20 protein-coding genes and 2 pseudogenes are annotated in these 17117 nt (G+C 34.7%); 7 read left to right on the top strand and 15 right to left on the bottom strand.

Annotation, left to right across the window (positions count from 1 at the left end; genetic code table 11):
- The first annotated feature begins 40 nt into the window (after positions 1 to 40).
- Complete coding sequence (locus tag QRE67_RS12600) at positions 41 to 1045, top strand: serine hydrolase domain-containing protein (protein ID WP_286125140.1); 1005 nt, start codon at positions 41 to 43, stop codon at positions 1043 to 1045.
- Between the two features lie 87 nt (positions 1046 to 1132).
- Positions 1133 to 1276, top strand: a complete 144-nt coding sequence (locus QRE67_RS12595; RefSeq protein ID WP_286125139.1) for a hypothetical protein — start codon at positions 1133 to 1135, stop codon at positions 1274 to 1276.
- Between the two features lie 239 nt (positions 1277 to 1515).
- Here QRE67_RS12595 and QRE67_RS12590 read toward each other — a convergent pair whose 3' ends face one another.
- Complete coding sequence (locus QRE67_RS12590; RefSeq protein WP_286125138.1) at positions 1516 to 1695, bottom strand: DUF4021 domain-containing protein; 180 nt, start codon at positions 1693 to 1695, stop codon at positions 1516 to 1518.
- Positions 1696 to 1954: 259 nt separating this feature from the next.
- Between QRE67_RS12590 and QRE67_RS12585 the strand changes: the two genes are divergently transcribed.
- Entirely contained in the window at positions 1955 to 3157 is a 1203-nt protein-coding gene (locus QRE67_RS12585; RefSeq protein WP_286125137.1) for an L-lactate MFS transporter, read from the top strand.
- Positions 3158 to 3231: 74 nt separating this feature from the next.
- Here QRE67_RS12585 and QRE67_RS28880 read toward each other — a convergent pair.
- Positions 3232 to 3429 (bottom strand): annotated as a pseudogene (locus tag QRE67_RS28880) (multidrug effflux MFS transporter); the annotation flags it as partial.
- A 234-nt stretch (positions 3430 to 3663) separates the two neighbouring features.
- Here QRE67_RS28880 and QRE67_RS12580 point away from each other — a divergent pair.
- Positions 3664 to 4167: a DinB family protein gene (locus QRE67_RS12580; RefSeq protein ID WP_286125136.1), complete on the top strand. Its 504-nt coding sequence runs from the start codon at positions 3664 to 3666 to the stop codon at positions 4165 to 4167.
- 555 nt (positions 4168 to 4722) lie between these two features.
- On the opposite strand, the gene QRE67_RS12575 is transcribed toward QRE67_RS12580, so the two are convergent.
- Together QRE67_RS12575 and QRE67_RS12570 are read right to left on the bottom strand one after the other, a co-directional pair.
- Positions 4723 to 5046 carry a hypothetical protein gene (locus QRE67_RS12575; protein ID WP_286125135.1) on the bottom strand — a complete coding sequence of 108 codons (324 nt, stop codon included), beginning with the start codon at positions 5044 to 5046 and terminating at the stop codon, positions 4723 to 4725.
- Positions 5047 to 5352: 306 nt separating this feature from the next.
- Positions 5353 to 5508 carry a hypothetical protein gene (locus QRE67_RS12570; protein ID WP_286125134.1) on the bottom strand — a complete coding sequence of 52 codons (156 nt, stop codon included), beginning with the start codon at positions 5506 to 5508 and terminating at the stop codon, positions 5353 to 5355.
- 202 nt (positions 5509 to 5710) lie between these two features.
- Between QRE67_RS12570 and QRE67_RS12565 the strand changes: the two genes are divergently transcribed.
- Together QRE67_RS12565 and QRE67_RS12560 are read left to right on the top strand one after the other, a co-directional pair.
- Entirely contained in the window at positions 5711 to 5836 is a 126-nt protein-coding gene (locus tag QRE67_RS12565; protein WP_255258154.1) for a hypothetical protein, read from the top strand.
- Between the two features lie 250 nt (positions 5837 to 6086).
- Positions 6087 to 6908, top strand: a complete 822-nt coding sequence (locus tag QRE67_RS12560) for a DUF2785 domain-containing protein (RefSeq protein ID WP_286125133.1) — start codon at positions 6087 to 6089, stop codon at positions 6906 to 6908.
- 842 nt (positions 6909 to 7750) lie between these two features.
- On the opposite strand, the pseudogene QRE67_RS12555 reads toward QRE67_RS12560, so the two are convergent.
- The 5 genes and pseudogenes from QRE67_RS12555 to QRE67_RS12535 form a co-directional block, all read right to left on the bottom strand.
- Positions 7751 to 8101, bottom strand: a pseudogene (locus QRE67_RS12555) (YwqG family protein); the annotation flags it as partial.
- Between the two features lie 28 nt (positions 8102 to 8129).
- A complete protein-coding gene (locus QRE67_RS12550; RefSeq protein ID WP_286125132.1) occupies positions 8130 to 8537 on the bottom strand; it encodes a DnaJ family domain-containing protein in 408 nt (135 codons plus the stop codon).
- Positions 8538 to 8558: 21 nt separating this feature from the next.
- A complete protein-coding gene (locus QRE67_RS12545) occupies positions 8559 to 9752 on the bottom strand; it encodes an alpha/beta hydrolase (RefSeq protein WP_286125131.1) in 1194 nt (397 codons plus the stop codon).
- 153 nt (positions 9753 to 9905) lie between these two features.
- Positions 9906 to 10274: a YxiJ family protein gene (locus QRE67_RS12540; RefSeq protein ID WP_286125130.1), complete on the bottom strand. Its 369-nt coding sequence runs from the start codon at positions 10272 to 10274 to the stop codon at positions 9906 to 9908.
- A gap of 11 nt (positions 10275 to 10285) precedes the next feature.
- Positions 10286 to 11137 carry a patatin-like phospholipase family protein gene (locus tag QRE67_RS12535; protein WP_286125129.1) on the bottom strand — a complete coding sequence of 284 codons (852 nt, stop codon included), beginning with the start codon at positions 11135 to 11137 and terminating at the stop codon, positions 10286 to 10288.
- Positions 11138 to 11328: 191 nt separating this feature from the next.
- Here QRE67_RS12535 and QRE67_RS12530 point away from each other — a divergent pair, with 191 nt between their 5' ends.
- The gene (locus tag QRE67_RS12530) at positions 11329 to 11706 is read left to right on the top strand and encodes a PH domain-containing protein (RefSeq protein WP_286125128.1); all 378 of its coding nucleotides are present in this window, start codon (positions 11329 to 11331) and stop codon (positions 11704 to 11706) included.
- A gap of 133 nt (positions 11707 to 11839) precedes the next feature.
- Here the strand turns inward: QRE67_RS12530 and QRE67_RS12525 are convergent, their stop codons facing one another.
- From QRE67_RS12525 to QRE67_RS12500, 6 genes are all read right to left on the bottom strand, one after another.
- Positions 11840 to 12361 (bottom strand): YfiT family bacillithiol transferase, encoded by a 522-nt coding sequence (locus tag QRE67_RS12525; RefSeq protein ID WP_286125273.1) that lies wholly within the window; start codon positions 12359 to 12361, stop codon positions 11840 to 11842.
- Positions 12362 to 12383: 22 nt separating this feature from the next.
- Positions 12384 to 12899 (bottom strand): GNAT family N-acetyltransferase, encoded by a 516-nt coding sequence (locus QRE67_RS12520; RefSeq protein WP_286125127.1) that lies wholly within the window; start codon positions 12897 to 12899, stop codon positions 12384 to 12386.
- A gap of 76 nt (positions 12900 to 12975) precedes the next feature.
- Entirely contained in the window at positions 12976 to 14298 is a 1323-nt protein-coding gene (locus tag QRE67_RS12515; RefSeq protein ID WP_286125272.1) for an FAD-dependent oxidoreductase, read from the bottom strand.
- Between the two features lie 162 nt (positions 14299 to 14460).
- Positions 14461 to 15240 (bottom strand): undecaprenyl-diphosphate phosphatase, encoded by a 780-nt coding sequence (locus QRE67_RS12510; protein WP_286125126.1) that lies wholly within the window; start codon positions 15238 to 15240, stop codon positions 14461 to 14463.
- 257 nt (positions 15241 to 15497) lie between these two features.
- Positions 15498 to 15872, bottom strand: a complete 375-nt coding sequence (locus QRE67_RS12505; RefSeq protein WP_286125125.1) for a nucleotide excision repair endonuclease — start codon at positions 15870 to 15872, stop codon at positions 15498 to 15500.
- 100 nt (positions 15873 to 15972) lie between these two features.
- Positions 15973 to 17088 carry an NAD(P)/FAD-dependent oxidoreductase gene (locus tag QRE67_RS12500; RefSeq protein ID WP_286125124.1) on the bottom strand — a complete coding sequence of 372 codons (1116 nt, stop codon included), beginning with the start codon at positions 17086 to 17088 and terminating at the stop codon, positions 15973 to 15975.
- Between the last annotated feature and the right edge of the window lie 29 nt (positions 17089 to 17117).

Below are 17117 nucleotides of genomic sequence, written 5' to 3'. Positions count from 1 at the left end.
AATTCGATACATGTAGTTTGATAATGAGAGGAATTGAAAAATGGATAAATACGCGGAATTAATTTCATGGGTTGAAGATATAAAAGAATGGAATCATAGCTCTGCCGCAGCACTATTTATTCTAAAAGATAATGAAGTTGTACTAGAACACTATAGCGGAAATCATTCTAATACGATCGATAGCTCTCCAATTACAGCATCGTCACAGTTTCATGTCGCTTCTGCAAGAAAAAGTTATTTAGGGCTCGCAATCGCCTATGCACTTTATGAAGGAAAAATAAAGCACCTTGATGATTATGCAGCGGATTACTTCGAAGATTATGATAAGGACATACTCGGTAAAACAACCATAAGACATTTAGTAACACATTCACATGGTTTAAACACGAAAGAGAATGGAACAATGTATCGAGAATTCGAACCTGGACAAGGATGGGCATACAGAGGCATCAATGTATTAATGATGACACAGCTCATAAATAAGCTATATAGCAAAAACTTTCCAGAGTTACTAAAAGAACGAGTTTTTACACCTGCGGGATTTAAGGAAACTGCTTGGCGAACAAAAGAACATGAGAATTTGGTTCAAGTGGTTATGAATCCCAATGAGGAAGCAGTTTCTCATGTAGGGAAACTAGATGACGGAACAGAGACGAACCTTTTTGTCTCTGCAAGAGAATTTGCTTATTGGGGTAATCTACATTTGAATAAAGGATATATCAATGGAAATCAAATCGTACCGAAAAAAGTTATTGAAATTGCAACACAAGTTCAATGTCCTCATTATAAAAATACAGATTTACCACAAAACGGATTATTTTGGTTTGTTCAAAATACACCAGCATTACAAAGTGAAATAGGTGAACGAGTTCCAAAAGGATCTTATCAAATATTAGGTGTGACAGGGCCAACGATTTTAGTTATTCCTGAATATAATGTCGTTATCGCAAAGATGTATAACAAAAGATATAACTATGGCGGAAACAACTATCTTCAATATTTAAGAGAATTTAGCAATTTAGTGGCTGATACATTTGCTCAATAAACCCTTTGTTCATACACACCGTTACCATAAGTAAAAGTACCTAAATTAGGGCATAACTACCTTTGAAAAGAAAAGGAGTGAATTCTGATGAAAAAACAACCTAATAACAATAAAAAACAAAACTTGAAAGACATGAGCACAGAACAAAATGCAATCTACAGTGATCCGAAAGATGCTGCGAATATGCAAACTGTGCCGCAGCCAAAAGACTACGATGAAATTGAATATTAATCTGTTTTTATTTTCCATAAGACTTTTTAAGGATAGAAAAATACATCTGAAGTCCCATCTAAATAATCACATTGTTTGATACGATATGTATATAAGCATTAGAAGATGCCTTATCTTAACACAGCTTTACTGCAATAAAATCGTATATATCTAATCAACAAAAAGACACTTACCAATACAACGGAGTGTCTTTTTGTTGTTAAAGAACAATCAAGAACGCAAATTACCTATTTTCCATTTTATTTTTTTGAAGTCTCTTTTTCGTGATGATCACTATCTTCCAGCTCAGTTTCTGGCATTCCGTACAATCCGTTCATTGCTTGTTCATCTGCATCCAGGTCAATAACATCATCACTTTTATACAGGTTTTTATTCTTATTATCAATTTTTCCTTCTTTTCTTGAGTATGGATTATTCATTTATAACACCTCTCATTTTTAGAGTGTCTAAAAATGAAATAAACATTCCAATTTAACGTAATGCTGTAGTAGCTTGAGATGAGAATTTTCACATATCTATCACAGTGAAACACTTGTTTATATGAAATGTATTACTCCGTATTAATTCATTTTAATTTTCACTTCAATATCCGTATCTGGCGTAGCATTGTGGTTATAATAAACATCGTTAGACAATGATTGAAAAGAATTGAATTAAGAAAAGAGAGGAAAAGATGGTATGAAACATTCATCTGTTAATCCATGGCTTGTTGTCCTCGGTACAATCATTGTACAAATGGGTCTTGGAACGATATATACATGGAGCTTATTTAATCAACCTTTAGTAAGTAAATTTGGCTGGAATCTTAACTCTGTTGCTATAACCTTCTCGATCACTAGTTTTTCTTTAGCATTTTCAACTTTGTTTGCGAGTAAATTACAAGAAAAATGGGGAATTCGCAAACTCATTATGATAGCCGGATTAGCCTTAGGAATTGGCTTGATGCTTAGTTCGCAAGTTTCCTCATTACCAATGCTTTATGTACTAGCAGGAGTTGTTGTAGGTTACGCAGATGGTACAGCCTATATTACTTCACTGTCCAATTTAATAAAGTGGTTTCCAGAGCGTAAAGGTTTAATTGCTGGTATATCTGTCTCCGCATATGGCATGGGTAGCCTAATTTTTAAATACATTAACGCAAAGTTCATTGATTCAGTTGGTGTATCACAAGCGTTTTTATATTGGGGCTTAATTGTTGCAGTTATGATAGTAATAGGCGCTTGTTTTATCCATAAAGCCGCTGAACAAGATACAGTTCATGAAACAAAAAGTCATGACTATACAACAAGAGAAATGCTACGCACAAAAGAAGTTTATCTGTTATTTATTATGTTATTTACATCATGTATGAGTGGCTTATACTTAATTAGCATGGTAAAAGATATCGGTGTTCAACTCGTAGGGCTTAGCGCCGCAACAGCAGCTAATGCTGTCGCTATGGTTGCGATCTTTAATACGGTTGGCCGAATTATTTTGGGACCGTTGTCAGATAAAATCGGTCGTTTAAAAATTGTTTCCGCAACGTTTGTCGTTATAGCTATATCTGTTTTTGTTCTTAGTTTTGTGGACTTAAATTATGGTATCTATTTTGTATGTGTAGCAAGCGTTGCTTTTTGTTTTGGTGGAAATATCACCATTTTTCCAGCTATTGTTGGTGATTTCTTTGGTCTAAAAAATCATAGTAAAAACTACGGAATCGTATATCAAGGTTTTGGTTTTGGAGCACTCGCAGGTTCCTTTATTGGTGCATTTCTAGGTGGATTTAAGCCAACTTTTATTGTAATTGGCGCATTGTGTGTTGTATCATTTATCATCGCTATTTTGATTCGACCACCTAATCGGCAACAGGAAAAGCAAAAGATTTATCGCGGAGCAGCGTGAGCATGTTACCATGTTTAAATTTTATTACATTCTACAAAAGAGACTCATTATGATGAGTCTCTTTTCGTTTTAAATTAAACACTTGAATTCTTTAACTTGGAAGTATAAAGAAAAATCCTGCAAGTAATAGCCATAATGATAACAAGAATAAGAAAATACAATGGCATTGTTAGTAAGGAACCTGTATGAAGTAAACTCATTCCCCATGTAATCATACTCACCACTAAATAGTACCCTAAGCTAAATAAGGCGCCAGCTGTCCCAATAGTATTAACCGTACATAATATTGAAGTCACCTGTGGATTTTAAGGAAAGGTCTGCATTTTATCAATAGCATGAGCAAACTTTGATCCTGGAGTGGTTCTCAATTCAAATGTTTAATAACAATACAATTTAACTAATCCTAACTGGGCAGGTGAGCGGAAGAGGGATTAGTTAGATAGAAACAGAACAAAACACATATCAAAAGAATAATTAAGAATAGTGGGAAAAGGAGGGGATTTAATATGACGCATCATGCATTAAACCTGTATGACTACCACGTATGGGCGAATAAAACAATTTTTGATCGGTTAAAAGAACTTCCACGGGACATTTACCATAAGGAAATTCAAAGCGTGTTTCCATCCGTATCAAAGACAGTTTCGCACATTTACCTTACCGATTACTGTTGGTTAAACATTCTTTCTGGTAAAAGCATGAAGGAAGCATTGGCATTTACAGATCATTTGAAAGAACAGACTGAAACGAAAAGTATCGAGGGAATTGAAACGATGTTTTTCGACTTATCTGAGCAGTATACATCGTTTTTCAATCAACAAGAAGATTTGGAAAAGACGCTAGTGCTTGATAATCCATATGCTGGGCTACGGGAAACTAGTTTTTCTGAAGTGGTCCTACACGTTGTGAATCATGGAACATATCACCGTGGCAATATTACGGCCATGTTGCATCAAATGGGCCACGCCTCTGTTATGACAGATTATGGTCTTTTTTGGTATGCAAGATAAAACTGGTTAACTCGTTCTTCGCATCTCTAACCTTGTTGTTAACTCGGACATCGTTTTACTGTTTTAGAAACACTTGATTATTACGCTGGCAAATTAGGTTTAAAGAGACAAAAAAATAAATTCGAATCTGATTTACCAGCTTCTTAGGGACCAGAAATCCGTGTTACAACGATAGTGTAGTAAATGTATGAGAGAAATGATGTAATGACGAGCAGGAGGGAGGTAAATCTACTTTTTTCTAATCGGATAATATGTAACATGAAACTTCGCATGCCAACTCTTAAATGAATTTTTCTCAGCTGCTGTATTGAGTATAGCAATTAAAATCAATCTTTAGAGAATAGTTCATTTAAGTCATATTCATTAAAAAAGCCGTTGAATGTGTAAATTCCACAGCTTTTTTAATTCCTTTTAATACTTGTTCTTCAGATGGATGCAACCTTAACGGGGTTGAAATCGGACTTTTTCATATCGAATTAGCTTAATGTGATAAATTTCCTTTTTGCTTACGGTACTCCATGCTCATCAAGCTAATTAGTGAACGTTAAGTAAACTTTATGGATTTGTATACCTCATCCATCCACTTTCTGATCGTTTCGCCTTATACTTCCCATAAGACAGAAGCTTCATTGCCGAACGATTGGCCGCGTGAAAAACCAAGCTCAACTTCCATTCTTCCTCCATTTCACTGGGATAGGTCGTGGATTCGTAAACATAATAACCCGCCATGATACAAGGGACTACTTGCTCCGGTTCAAATCCATAAGTAGTTGCCTCATCGACAACCAAATCAATGAGGCATCGGTTCCCATCTTTAACTTCTTTCTGGAGTAACTTCTTTACCGATCCTGGTACTAATTCTAATATCTCATCCTTCATGACAGTCACCTCATCTTTTATCATGTCCAGATAGCTTGGAAATATATTGAATGTATTGTGTCAAATTGGATTCATCTTATTACCGTCTCTAGTAGTAAAAATCGGTTCTTCCAGATGCAGTTGATACTCGAGCAGTGACTGTTAATGCTGATAGAAGAGAGGGATGGTCATGCAGAATCAGAGGTCGTAAGTATTCTTGGTGAGACAGCAAAAAGATAATGTTACTTACTCATCAATTTTGACAAGCGATATCAATAAAAATTATTAGAAATGAAAAAAGCCCAGGAGAGAATTCCAGGGCTTTTTTCATTTCTTCTTTGGTCTTTCAGCACGAAGAACAGCTTCATTCGTTGGTGTGTTAGGTACAAAATTGCCGTGGCTGTCGATGCTGTGTGGTTCCTTATCGTATTGTCCGTTGGCATTACGCTTCTTTGTTGTAAATGGGTTTTGATTGTGTCCCATGATTGTCACCTCCAATAAGAGTAGTATGTGCCAACAAGTAAGTATTTTGCCTAAAAGAAAGTGCACAAAAAGTGGAAAAAGGAGTTGTAAACATTATCAGTTCATAGTGTATTTACTTAGAGATAAAATAAAAATTTAATCTGTATGGAATTGTTCCTTTGGTACAAAATAGGTACAAATCTTAATAAGAGGAGGACAATTTATGACGAATCGAAACGATAATCGAGAACGTAAAAATAAATATCCTAATAATCTAAAAAACGATACTGAATTCTCAAAAGATGTAAATATTAGAAGTGAAGTAACGAAAAAAGATTTAAATAAATAATGTTTTAAGTTAGGGACATCTAAGTGAGGATAATTTAATACTTAACTAATCTAAAGCATAGAAAAAACGAAATGACGTGCAAGCTGATATTAGTTTGCGCATCATTTTGTTTTTTTGTTGGTCTAGTAAGATTTGTTCCAAATAACACCCCAATCGGTGATACTATAGACTTACTAATCCCGTAAAGAGAAATATAGGGTAGTGTAAAAAACAAGACATAAAAACTTTAAAAGAGAGGACAGAAAATATTATGATGGACCAATACGAATTGAAACAAGAGCTACAACGCATCAAAAATAACAATTACTCCGTCCCGGAAGATGTGGACGCATATCCATATGCACAATGGATGCTTGACTATATCGGATCACCTGATGCCGAACTGCGCGATAAACTGATTTACAGTACGCTGTCACGATGGATTACAGGTGAAGTATTTAGGCAGAAGGAGCTACGCGGACTACTGCTGCAGGCACTGAGTCCCGACTATTTGTTTTACAAAATCGGTGATAAAGGAACGGACTCTGTTTTTAAGCGTGCTTTTTCTATTTTGATCCCACCACTCGTTTTATCTGTTCATGAAAGAGAATCGTTCTTATCTGAAGAACAGCTATACAGCGTCGCAGAACAAGTTCTTGATTATGTGTATCTTGAACAGGATGTAAGGGGATATATAGAAGGGAAAGGATGGGCTCATTCTACTGCGCATGTCGCAGATGCCCTAAATGCTCTGGCCCGTACTATACAAAATCGTGAATTCGCTCATGCAATACTTGTTGCTGTTCGTCATAAGGTTTGTCTGCACGATTACTTGTACATAAACTTTGAAGATGAGAGATTAGTGACTGCAGTAATGTCTTTATGGAACCAGAATACATTGGTGGAAGAAGAATGGAAAAACTGGCTTCACAGCTTTACGATAATTGAAGCAGATCCATCTCCTCAAAATGATATTTTAGTACAAAATATTAGAACGTTCTTAAGAAGCTTGTATTTCCGAACTTTAGAGAAAGAGGCAAACTCTGCGTTTACGATTGCTGTGCTGGAGACTTTGAAAGAATTGAAGAGATAAGCAAGACTGAGTAGCCAGAAATATACTGTCAGATTTACAAAGATAAAGAATTGTTCTTACAAAGAAAATATGAAATTTTTCAACAGAAGAAATAAATTTTTTTGAGTCTGAACAAAAATAATTCTATTAACAAACACACTTTAATAATTAGCGTCAAATCAGTTAATAAGCTAAATTCCACAACAAGCATACTAACTGATTTGACGCTAACATTATAAAAGGTAAAAGAGCGGGGAGAATCAATGAACAAACAGTAAGTAACTTTATTTTATTTAGTTAACATAATACTTATTATAGGAAGTTACACAAAGAAAGGAGTTCCGTGTCTCTATAAGCAAGTAAACTATACATTTTGAGATGAAACGGGAATTTTTAATGAAATTTGATTCATATATCATTTCTTTAGATTTGTATATGCTTGTGTGTAATTTATATTTATTTCATCGCAGCAGATTATTTTTAACGCTGATGATAATAATTTTTTGGAGCGAGCATTTAAATTTTATTTTAATTATAGATTGTTTTTTAATCATCAATTCTGTAATCCATTTTGTTTGCTGTGTTAATTCCTATATTTATATCTATTTTATTAAATATAACCAAATAATGGGTTTGTCCATTAAAATGCTGTTTTTAACCTATTATCATTCTTGAATTGCCATTTTTTTATTTTAGTTAACATAATATATTTATTCCACCATTATTCGATAAACATGCCATTAATGCTTCAAGTCTTTATTGGAAGCATTAATGGCATCAGTCCTATCTTTTCATATCATAACGTATATGACTTACAAAAAGCCTCTCACTGAACCAATTTCCAGGCAGAGGCTTTTTTCATCCTAACAGCAATCCCAATTATACAGTACATTGGAGAAATCTAAGTTTAGTAAAACTTCTTTTGTAATAAAGAAGTTTGCAACGCCGTAATCTCCCCACATTATGCCTAAATCATCATCTGTATCAATTTGTAGGAGTAAAATGTTATGTTCTTGATATGCTTTTTCCCATTCTCTTGGGTCGGTTTGTGTAAAAAATGGATAACCGCCAATTTTATGACCTTGTCCGCCAAAATGTTCTTCATAAAGATCCCACATTTCTACTTCATTTTCAGCATCAATGACTTCATCTAGGTCAATTGGTAATGTTTCAAATCGATAGTCTCCCATGGTAACAGGCTGATAACTTTGCTCAACTAATATTTACGCAAACAGACAACTATTAAAAATCCGCTTTCACCCTCATCTTTTGCGCTGCTCGCGGACAAATTAAGTTATGTTCTAAAATCTTTTTATTAATATGTCGAACTACCTTTGCTGCTTCCTCCGGATTTGTATATTCCTTCAATTTTTCTTTTAAACTATCAATTTCTTTAGCCAGTTCTACCCATTTTGGTAAAACATGATTATCTTTCAATGTTTTATAAAGTTGTTTTTCAGGGTTATAAGAAAGACTTTTATCAATGTTAAGGGGTTTCCCCTTTCCTGATAAATCATTAAAAGCTCCTTCTTTTTCTGCACGTTTAATAATAGAATCTATATGATCTTCATACGTAAAAGACCAAACCTTCTCATCCTTTACTAAGATTTCTTGTTTTTTTAGCGCTTTTTCCAAATCTTTTTTGTTCATAGCTTACCTCTTCCCTTCTCTTTAAACGATCTTTTTAGAATGATATAGTGCTAGTAACCCCTCCGCAAACAGTTCGCGCCACCAAATTTCATCGTGACCACCTGAAAATTCTAAATAGGTGATTTGGTATTCATTTTCTTTAAGAGTCTTATATAGGCTTCTATTCGCTTCTAAAAGTGATTTGTTCTCAAGTGCTCCGGCTGCCATATACGTATGAAATGGGTATTTGCTGCTGCTTGTTAAAAATTTCTGTTCAATCCATGGAATCGTATCTTCATAACCGTCTTTTTTTCGATGAACGGAACCTGAAAGTGACAACACATTGCCAAAAACATGAGGATACTGCAACGCTGCATAAAATGCTGCTAGACCACCTAGACTTAGACCAGCAATCGTTATATGAGTTGGATCCTTTTGTACATGATATTTCGTTTGAATCCAAGGAAGTAACTCATCTTTTAAAAATGAATTCATTTTATCGTTATAAGTAAGCTCAGCAAATCGATCTACATGATCCATTCCAACTACAATACACGAAGGAATTTCCTTTTTGTAAATTAGATTATCAAGCGTAATAGCTGCAGAAAGATTTTGCATAAATGAACTGCCATCAAATGTAATGACAAGGTCTTGAGGCGTTGATGTACGAGAGTAATCGCGAGGTGTGTAAATAATAAGCTTCCTTGCATTCCCTAAAGCTGAACTGTAAAACGAATATGTTTCGATTTCTCCATGAGGAATATGATTTTGAAAATATGTTTTATCATATTGGATTGCTGTTCCTAGTTCTAAAAAAGACGCTTTATCGGGATTAGTACCAAATGTTTTACTATTAAATTGATCCAATTGGTAATGTTTACTGCGTTTTACCCAATCATGTTCAAAATAATCGTTAACAGAAAAATAATATGTAGAAACAAATTGTTCATTGGTCCGAAATGTTTTATACCATAGGTTTGTATGTAATAGCTTCTCTAATTTATTTGAAGTAAGATCCCACCCAGGATAACTTCCACATACATATACATTTTCTGTTTCTTCATCACCTAACCAAAGATAAGTAATAAGACGATACCCTTCGTTCATAGGACAAATCTCTATAAGCGGTGTCTCATTTGTTTTCATTTCATCTAGAAACTGATGTAAAGTTTGTTCATTTTCATTTTGTAATTGTTCCGCAAGCTCATTTATCAAGGGACTTAAAATAGAGTTCATTTCTATTCTCCTTTCATAGCATAAATGTTCTCTATATTTATTTTCGTTTCTCATGTGAAAATTCCTATATAAACACCGTGACTATGTTGTATATTTTATGAACAAATAAAAAACACACAAACCATGCTGCTGTCTGTGTGTTTTTATGAGCTTTTAGGAAAGATAATAGATTAATAGTTTACGAGCTCTTTCATAATACATATATTCTTTATAAAATGCTGAGTACTTTTCTATATGATTCTCTAAAAAACGATACTGTTTAAAAATATCAAAAAACGACAAGTGCATCCGCTCAATTTGATTTTTCAGGATTTTATTTGCTTTACCATTTAAAACATAGCTTAAACTCCCTGCAATGTACATCCAATACGTATTCAAATCAGCATTTAAACAATCTTCCTCAGAAAAACTTTCCTTAAAATCTTGATATATTTTGCTCGTATCACGATATGGAAATGGCTGAGTTAAATGATGATGTAACTTCTTTAGCTCTTCAAAAATCGTCTTTTTTCCTAGTATCAATCGATCACTCCTTATTTGTTCATCCACTCTAATAACTTCTCATGCTGCTTCTTTGCATCGTTATACCCAAGGTGATATAAATTAACGAGTTTCTCTTTATTGCGTTCTATACCGCTTATAGGTAGCTGTACACTTGGTTGAATCACAAAGAAGTTCTCTTGTTGCGCTGCAGAATACATGTAAGAAACGGTTTCATTATAAAAGTGATAATGATTTACTAATAGTTCCGATATTTTCGGATAACGTCGATATAAAAATTTCGCCATAGGTGAAAACTTATTCCGTTGTTTCTCGTATCCTTTTGGTTTTGTCATAATAACTATATTTTTTTGAAACCCGTCGTATTGTGCCTTTCGAATTGGAATGGGATCAATAATTCCTCCGTCTAATAGTTTTTTCCCATCATAGTCCACAGCTGGAGCAATAAACGGTACAGAACTCGATGCACGAATAATTTTTAAAATGTCATTCCCATGCTCCTGCTTATTATAATAAACAGCTTGTCCTAATTCACAATCCGTTGTCCCTATAACAAACTGCTCATTTCCGTTTAAAAATGTTTGAAAATCAAATGGCACAATTTTATTCGGAACTTCATCAAATAGGAAGTCCATGCCAAATAGTTCACGTTTCCATAATAAATTTCGATAGGATATGTAACGATGATCAGAAACTAATTCTGTATTTACTTTTTTATTTCTCCCTTTTTGACGAGACAAATAAGTAGCCCCCATACATGCACCTGCCGAAACACCGACTACGTACGGAAAAAATAAATCATTCTCCATAAAGTACTCTAGGACTCCTGCTGTATATAAGCCTTTCATCCCTCCGCCTTCTAATACTAAACCGATATTTTTCATCCATATTCCCTCTGCTATCATTTATTGATTTTATTATTTACTTCATTTTAGCATAAGATATTAGGAGGAAGTATTAATAAATTCATTGCAATGAGTAATAAAACCTCTTTACATTATGTAAGAATCTCTTCCTGCATAACGTGATACAATGTAAGGAACTCATTCCATTCATAATAAAGGAGGAATTTTATATGGGTTTATTTAATGGGATTTTAGGAAACGCTTCTGATGCGAATACGGATAGCGTGGAACGTGATTTAGAAAAGATTATGCTTGAAGATGAACGAGTTGAACATGCATATAAGTTGATTCGCGATTTAATCGTATTTACAAATCGTCGTCTCATTTTAGTTGATAAGCAAGGGCTGACTGGTAAGAAAACAGAATATCATTCTATTCCTTATAAAAGCATTACACAGTATAGCATTGAGACAGCTGGTCATTTCGATTTAGATGCAGAACTTAAAATTTGGATTTCTAGTATGGACAATCCGATTACGAAAGAATTCAAAAAGGATGATAGTATTTATAGCATCCAAAAAGCATTAGTCACATACACAACAAAATAACGAGAAATGTATGTTTATGCAAAAACAAAAGTATTAACCCCGTATATTTTGGAACAAAATGCATTATTTTCTTTTAAATATACAAAAAGACTATCTAGTTTACAGATAGTCTTTTTGTATGAAGTCTTATAGATTACCAACCTAACCTTTTCCGTAAAGATACAATGTGTGCTGTATGATGACGACCATGCCATGCATAAAGTCCAATTGCAACAGCAAGTTTATTCTTACCCGTTTCCGGATGATTGAACGTTTTATCAAGATCCGCAGGTCCTAAAGAACGTAATAAATTTACCCATCTTTTATGTAATGCTTCCAATAACACTAGGGATACATCTACTGGTAGCTTTGAATCAGGAAGTTCTGCCCATTTTTCTTCCATGTATGGTTTAATCGTAGGATTGTTTTCTGTAAGGGCTAATTTAAAACGAATATAACTATTCATATGACTATCGACAACATGATGAACGACCTGACGCACTGTCCATCCACCGGTACGATATGGTGTATCAAGCTGATCTTCTTGCAAGCCTTTTATCGCTTTTGTTAACTCTGCAGGAAGATTTTCAATTTCTTTTATCCAATTTTCTATTGTATCTTGCGTAATGTTTTCTTCATAAGTGAAATGACCAATCGGATAACGTAAGTCCATAATTGTATTGCTCCCCTTTTTTGTTTTAATTAGTATGTCTCCAAATATAATGGATGAAATTAATTTTTTGACCGTATAACTCTGCTGCCTTTTCATCGATTGAGATACGTGAAAAATAGTTCTTTTCTAATACTTTTTGAGAAGCAATATTATTATTTGTTGTTTTCGCATGAATTTCAGTAACATGATAGTTTACTGCTTCATCTAAGAGGATTTTCACACCTTTAGCTGCAATGCCTCTTCCAACATACTCTTCTCCTACTCGATAACCAAGGTATCCTAATTCTTTGTCTTTCTCAATGTCCACTAAATTGATTCGCCCGACGATTGTCCCTTCATGATTTCTTATGAGGTGAAAATATGAAATACCTTCAATTTGTTCTTTTAATAATTCATACAGTATCTTTTGAAACGTTTCATATGTATAGTAATCATCTCCACGACTAGGCACCATCTTTTCGAAAAAAACTCTGTTACTACATTCAAAAGCAAACAATTCCTCTGCATCTTGTACCTTTAACTTTTCTATGTATATTTCCATTTGCTAACCAGTCCTTTTCAAAATCAATCAACTATATAAATTTGCTATTTAGTCGTGAATTCCTGCTGGAGAAAGGCTATTTCCATCGACTCGTAAATATAGCAAGCAATACTTTTGGATGAAAAAGGTGTAAAGGGGTACGTATAAGATTCATAACTCTAACCAATCGGGTGTAAATTTCTGAATTATTGGCGGAAAGTTGATATATTTTTTTCGTATACCACTGTTGAAATGGCTGCATAAAAGCCTTGTCTCCTTTAATCTTAGGATGACGAAATGATTCTGTAGTAACCATTTCCCACGGCGTTGCAATAATCTTAGAAATTCGCTTATAAAATTTCCTAGTGAACCCTTTTTCTAGCGAACTGCCTTGCTGGAGACACTTTTGCAATTCTGCTGCTTCCATCGCTGCGACAGAAATTCCTTGTCCAAATACAGGATCAAAACGACAGTGAGCATCTCCAATTACTAGGAGACCTTCTGGGATATTTCTTACTAAATCAAAACGCCGACGTACTTGGTAAGGAATCTTATGTATTTTTATATCTGTAATGGGTTCTGCTTGTTCAAGAAAATGAAGTACATCTGGAATAGGTAACTTATGAGCGAAGGCAAGGAATTCTTCATCAGTTTGAGGTGCACGTTCATTGGCGTAACCACTAAAAGTCACAAAATAACGATTGTCTTCAATCGTTTGAATGAATGCGCCATAAGGGTTTTCAGGAAAACTAGGGGAAACAAGTAAGTTACACCAGTCAAGACGTTCTTTCTGTTTTAGACAAAATAATCTAGTTGCATAAAATAGCTGAATCCATACTTTTTCTTCCTTCACCTCTATGTCATACGTTTGTAACCAATCTATATTCTTGGAACCAAATCCACTTGTATCAACAACTACATCTGCATGAAGTTCCTCTTCTATTCCTGTTCTCAAACATCGTACTTTTACTCCGGAGATTTTGTTATGCTGCTGATCTATTAGCAACTGATCCGCTATCGTTTCATATTTCGTTATAATATTAGAAACTTGATTGATTCGCCTTTGTAAATGCCACTCCAGCATAGGACGACTCTGTTGGACCATTTTCAATTCTCCGGCAAAGGGTTGCTTCCATAAGCCAAAGTGATGCCACTTTAAATCACCAGTAAAGTTATTTACAATACTTCCATCTTCTATTAATTGCGCCGTAATATTAGGAAATAATTTCTCAATTGCTTCTGCTCCTCCTTTTAATAACACATGGGGGTGATAGCTTTGTGGCACTCTTTTTCTAGGACTTTTTTCACTCCACTCTTCACCAGCTTCTAAAATGATCACTTCTCGAAAGAAATGAGATAAAGCTTTTGCTGCTAATTTCCCCGCAATGCTTCCGCCAATAACTATCACTTTCTCCGATATTTTTCTACCTCCCATCTCATGATACCTATACTAAAATCTAAATTTTTATTTTGTTCTTCATTCTATATAATCCCATTCATTTTCCTAACATGTTAATAGAATTATAAAATAAAAAATCCTGTTGTATAAATGCGAGACAGGATTTTTTCACGTTCTCTCCTCCTAAAATACGCCAGTAAATTGTAAAGTTAAAATTAAGATTCCGAGAGCCCATACGTAGTACGCAAATATCTTTAAAGAATGATGTTTTAAATACTGAATCATCCAAGAGACTGCGATATAACCAAAGAATGCCGCAGATAATGTACCGATAATTAAAGACGTACTAGAGATTGCTTCTGCTTTCCCTTGAAAGACATCAACAGACTGCAAAATGATTGCTCCAACAATAGCAGGTGTCGATAATAAAAAGGAAAAATATGCTGCTGTTTCACGATCTAGCTTTCTCCAAAGTGCAGCGACAATCGTCATGCCCGAACGAGAGATTGCTGGAAAAATAGCAAATGCTTGAAACGAACCAATAATCAAAGCATCTTGATATGTAATATCGTCCATCTTCTTCCGTCCGTTTGTTTGTTTCTCTGCCATATATAGAAACAAACCCGTCACTAAAAACTCCCAACCAATTGTGACACCTGTCTTTGAAATGTCTTCAAAAAAATCTTTAAATAATAGGCCAATAATAACAGCAGGAATTGTTCCAACAATGAGTAAAAATGTGAGCTTTGAAAACGGATTTTTAATTAAATAGATAAACTCTTTCTTATAGTAAATAAACACGGCAAGTAACGTTCCGATATGAAGCATCGTATCTAAAAAAAGACCTGCTTCATCTAAACTAAAAAGATGTCTCCCTAAATACAAATGACCAGTACTGCTAATAGGCAAGAATTCCGTTAACCCTTGAATGATTCCTAAAATAAAGGCTTCTAACCAGTTCATGATTGTCTCCTTTCTAGTTTGCTTGTACCAGTATATGTTTGTTTTTTCTTGTTATGTAAAGTTGTTCATTTTTAGGAGGTTCTTATATTGAATACATAAGCGTGTCATAAAGAAAGAGGATTCGATGAAGATCTATAAATAAACAATGAACAAATGATGTAGCATTGAAAAATAAAAGTGTACAACAATGGTATTCAAATAAAATCCCCCCAGAACAATACTGGGGGGATTTTATAATAGACAAACTACAATGCTTTTTATTTAAAAAACACTTTATCCACATTGCATTTTGACTGAAGCTCGTTAATAATATATGTTTCGTAAATTTCTCTTTCCAATTGGTCTTCTACTACACATACATCAATTCGATATACTTCATCTCTGTGGGCTTTAATTGGTGAAACATTGTCTTCAAAATGCTTTTTAATTCTTTGTCTTAGTTTTCTTGCTTTCCCAACAAAGAGAAGCTCGTCATTTATGTTATAAAACATAAAAATGCCGCCTTTATCTCTTGGAATCAGGTGGAAATCGATGAACCCATGAATAGGAGTAATTCTTGGCTCGTCTCCTTTTATTACTTGTTTGCGCTCTGTAATAGTAATATCTACTTCAGGTATTTCAATTTTAATCACAATAAGTCACGTCCTCTTTTGGTATAAATGTAAATAATATCACAAGTATGTAACAAAAGCCATAATCGTTTTATAATATATGAATTTATTCATTATATAATTATTCAATCGCTCCAGCTACATCATAATGACTAAGGTCAAGTTCTGTCGGTTGACCAAGAGCAAGCTTTGCAAGTTCGGAACCTAGGTATGGTCCTGCTGTTAAACCAGAAGCACCAAGTCCATTGGCAATTAGTATGCCTTCAAAGTTAGGTAATGAACCAATTACAGGAAGAAAACCTGGTGTGAACGGTCTAAATCCTACTCTTGTTTCAAGCATCGTGCTATTTGCCAGACCTGGAGCAACTGACAGTGCTTTATCAAACACTTCATGTAAACCACCTGCTGTAACTCGGTAATCAAGACCCGTATCATTTTCGTGCGTTGCACCTACAACTACTCGGCCATCTTCGAAAGTTAGGATGTACTGATCATTTGGTGGCATAACTACTGGCCAACTTTTGGTATCCGTATTTGGCATATGTAAATGAACAATTTGTGCTTTTTGGAAAGTCACTAGAAAGTTAATACCAAGCGGCTTTAGTAACTCGTTTGCCCATGCACCAGCAGTTACAATAACTTGATCTGCCGTTAACGCTTTACCGTTTACTTTAACACCTGTAACATGCTTGTTTTCATGAATTAAAACTGCGTCTCCCTTTATAAAGGTAGCACCATGCTTTTTAGCAGCATTTACAAGGGATTGACGAAGAGCCCGTCCGTTTACTCGAGCAGCACCGCTTATATGTACAGCGCCATATTCTTCTGATAAAGGCGGAAATAAACGTTTCGTTTCAATCGGTGATAAGCGAGTAATTTCACCTATTTCCGGAGCATCCTCGCGTCGTTTATACGCTCGTTCCTCCATTTGATCTAACTTTTTATCCTCTGTATGTAAACTAATAGCACCTACTCGGTTATAACCTGTATCCGTCTCGCCATCCTCTTCTAATTGTTGAATTAAAGAAGCGTAGTAACGAGCTCCACCTTTTGCGATTTTGTACCAAGCTTGATTACGACGCTGTGAAAGCCAAGGACACACAATTCCAGCTGCCGCATCCGTTGCCTGCCCTAAATCTTGACGGTCAACTAATGTAACATTAACCCCTGCCTTTGCAAGGTGATAAGCAGTAGATGCTCCTAGAATTCCAGCTCCAACTATAATATACGATTTCATTAAAATACACCTTTTTCATTTTAATTCTT

It is taken from the genome of Bacillus sp. DX3.1, assembly GCF_030292155.1.
In the GTDB taxonomy this organism is placed as follows: domain Bacteria; phylum Bacillota; class Bacilli; order Bacillales; family Bacillaceae_G; genus Bacillus_A.
The sequence above is the reverse complement of the archived record's forward strand: the minus strand, read 5'-3'. Positions and strand labels throughout refer to the sequence as shown.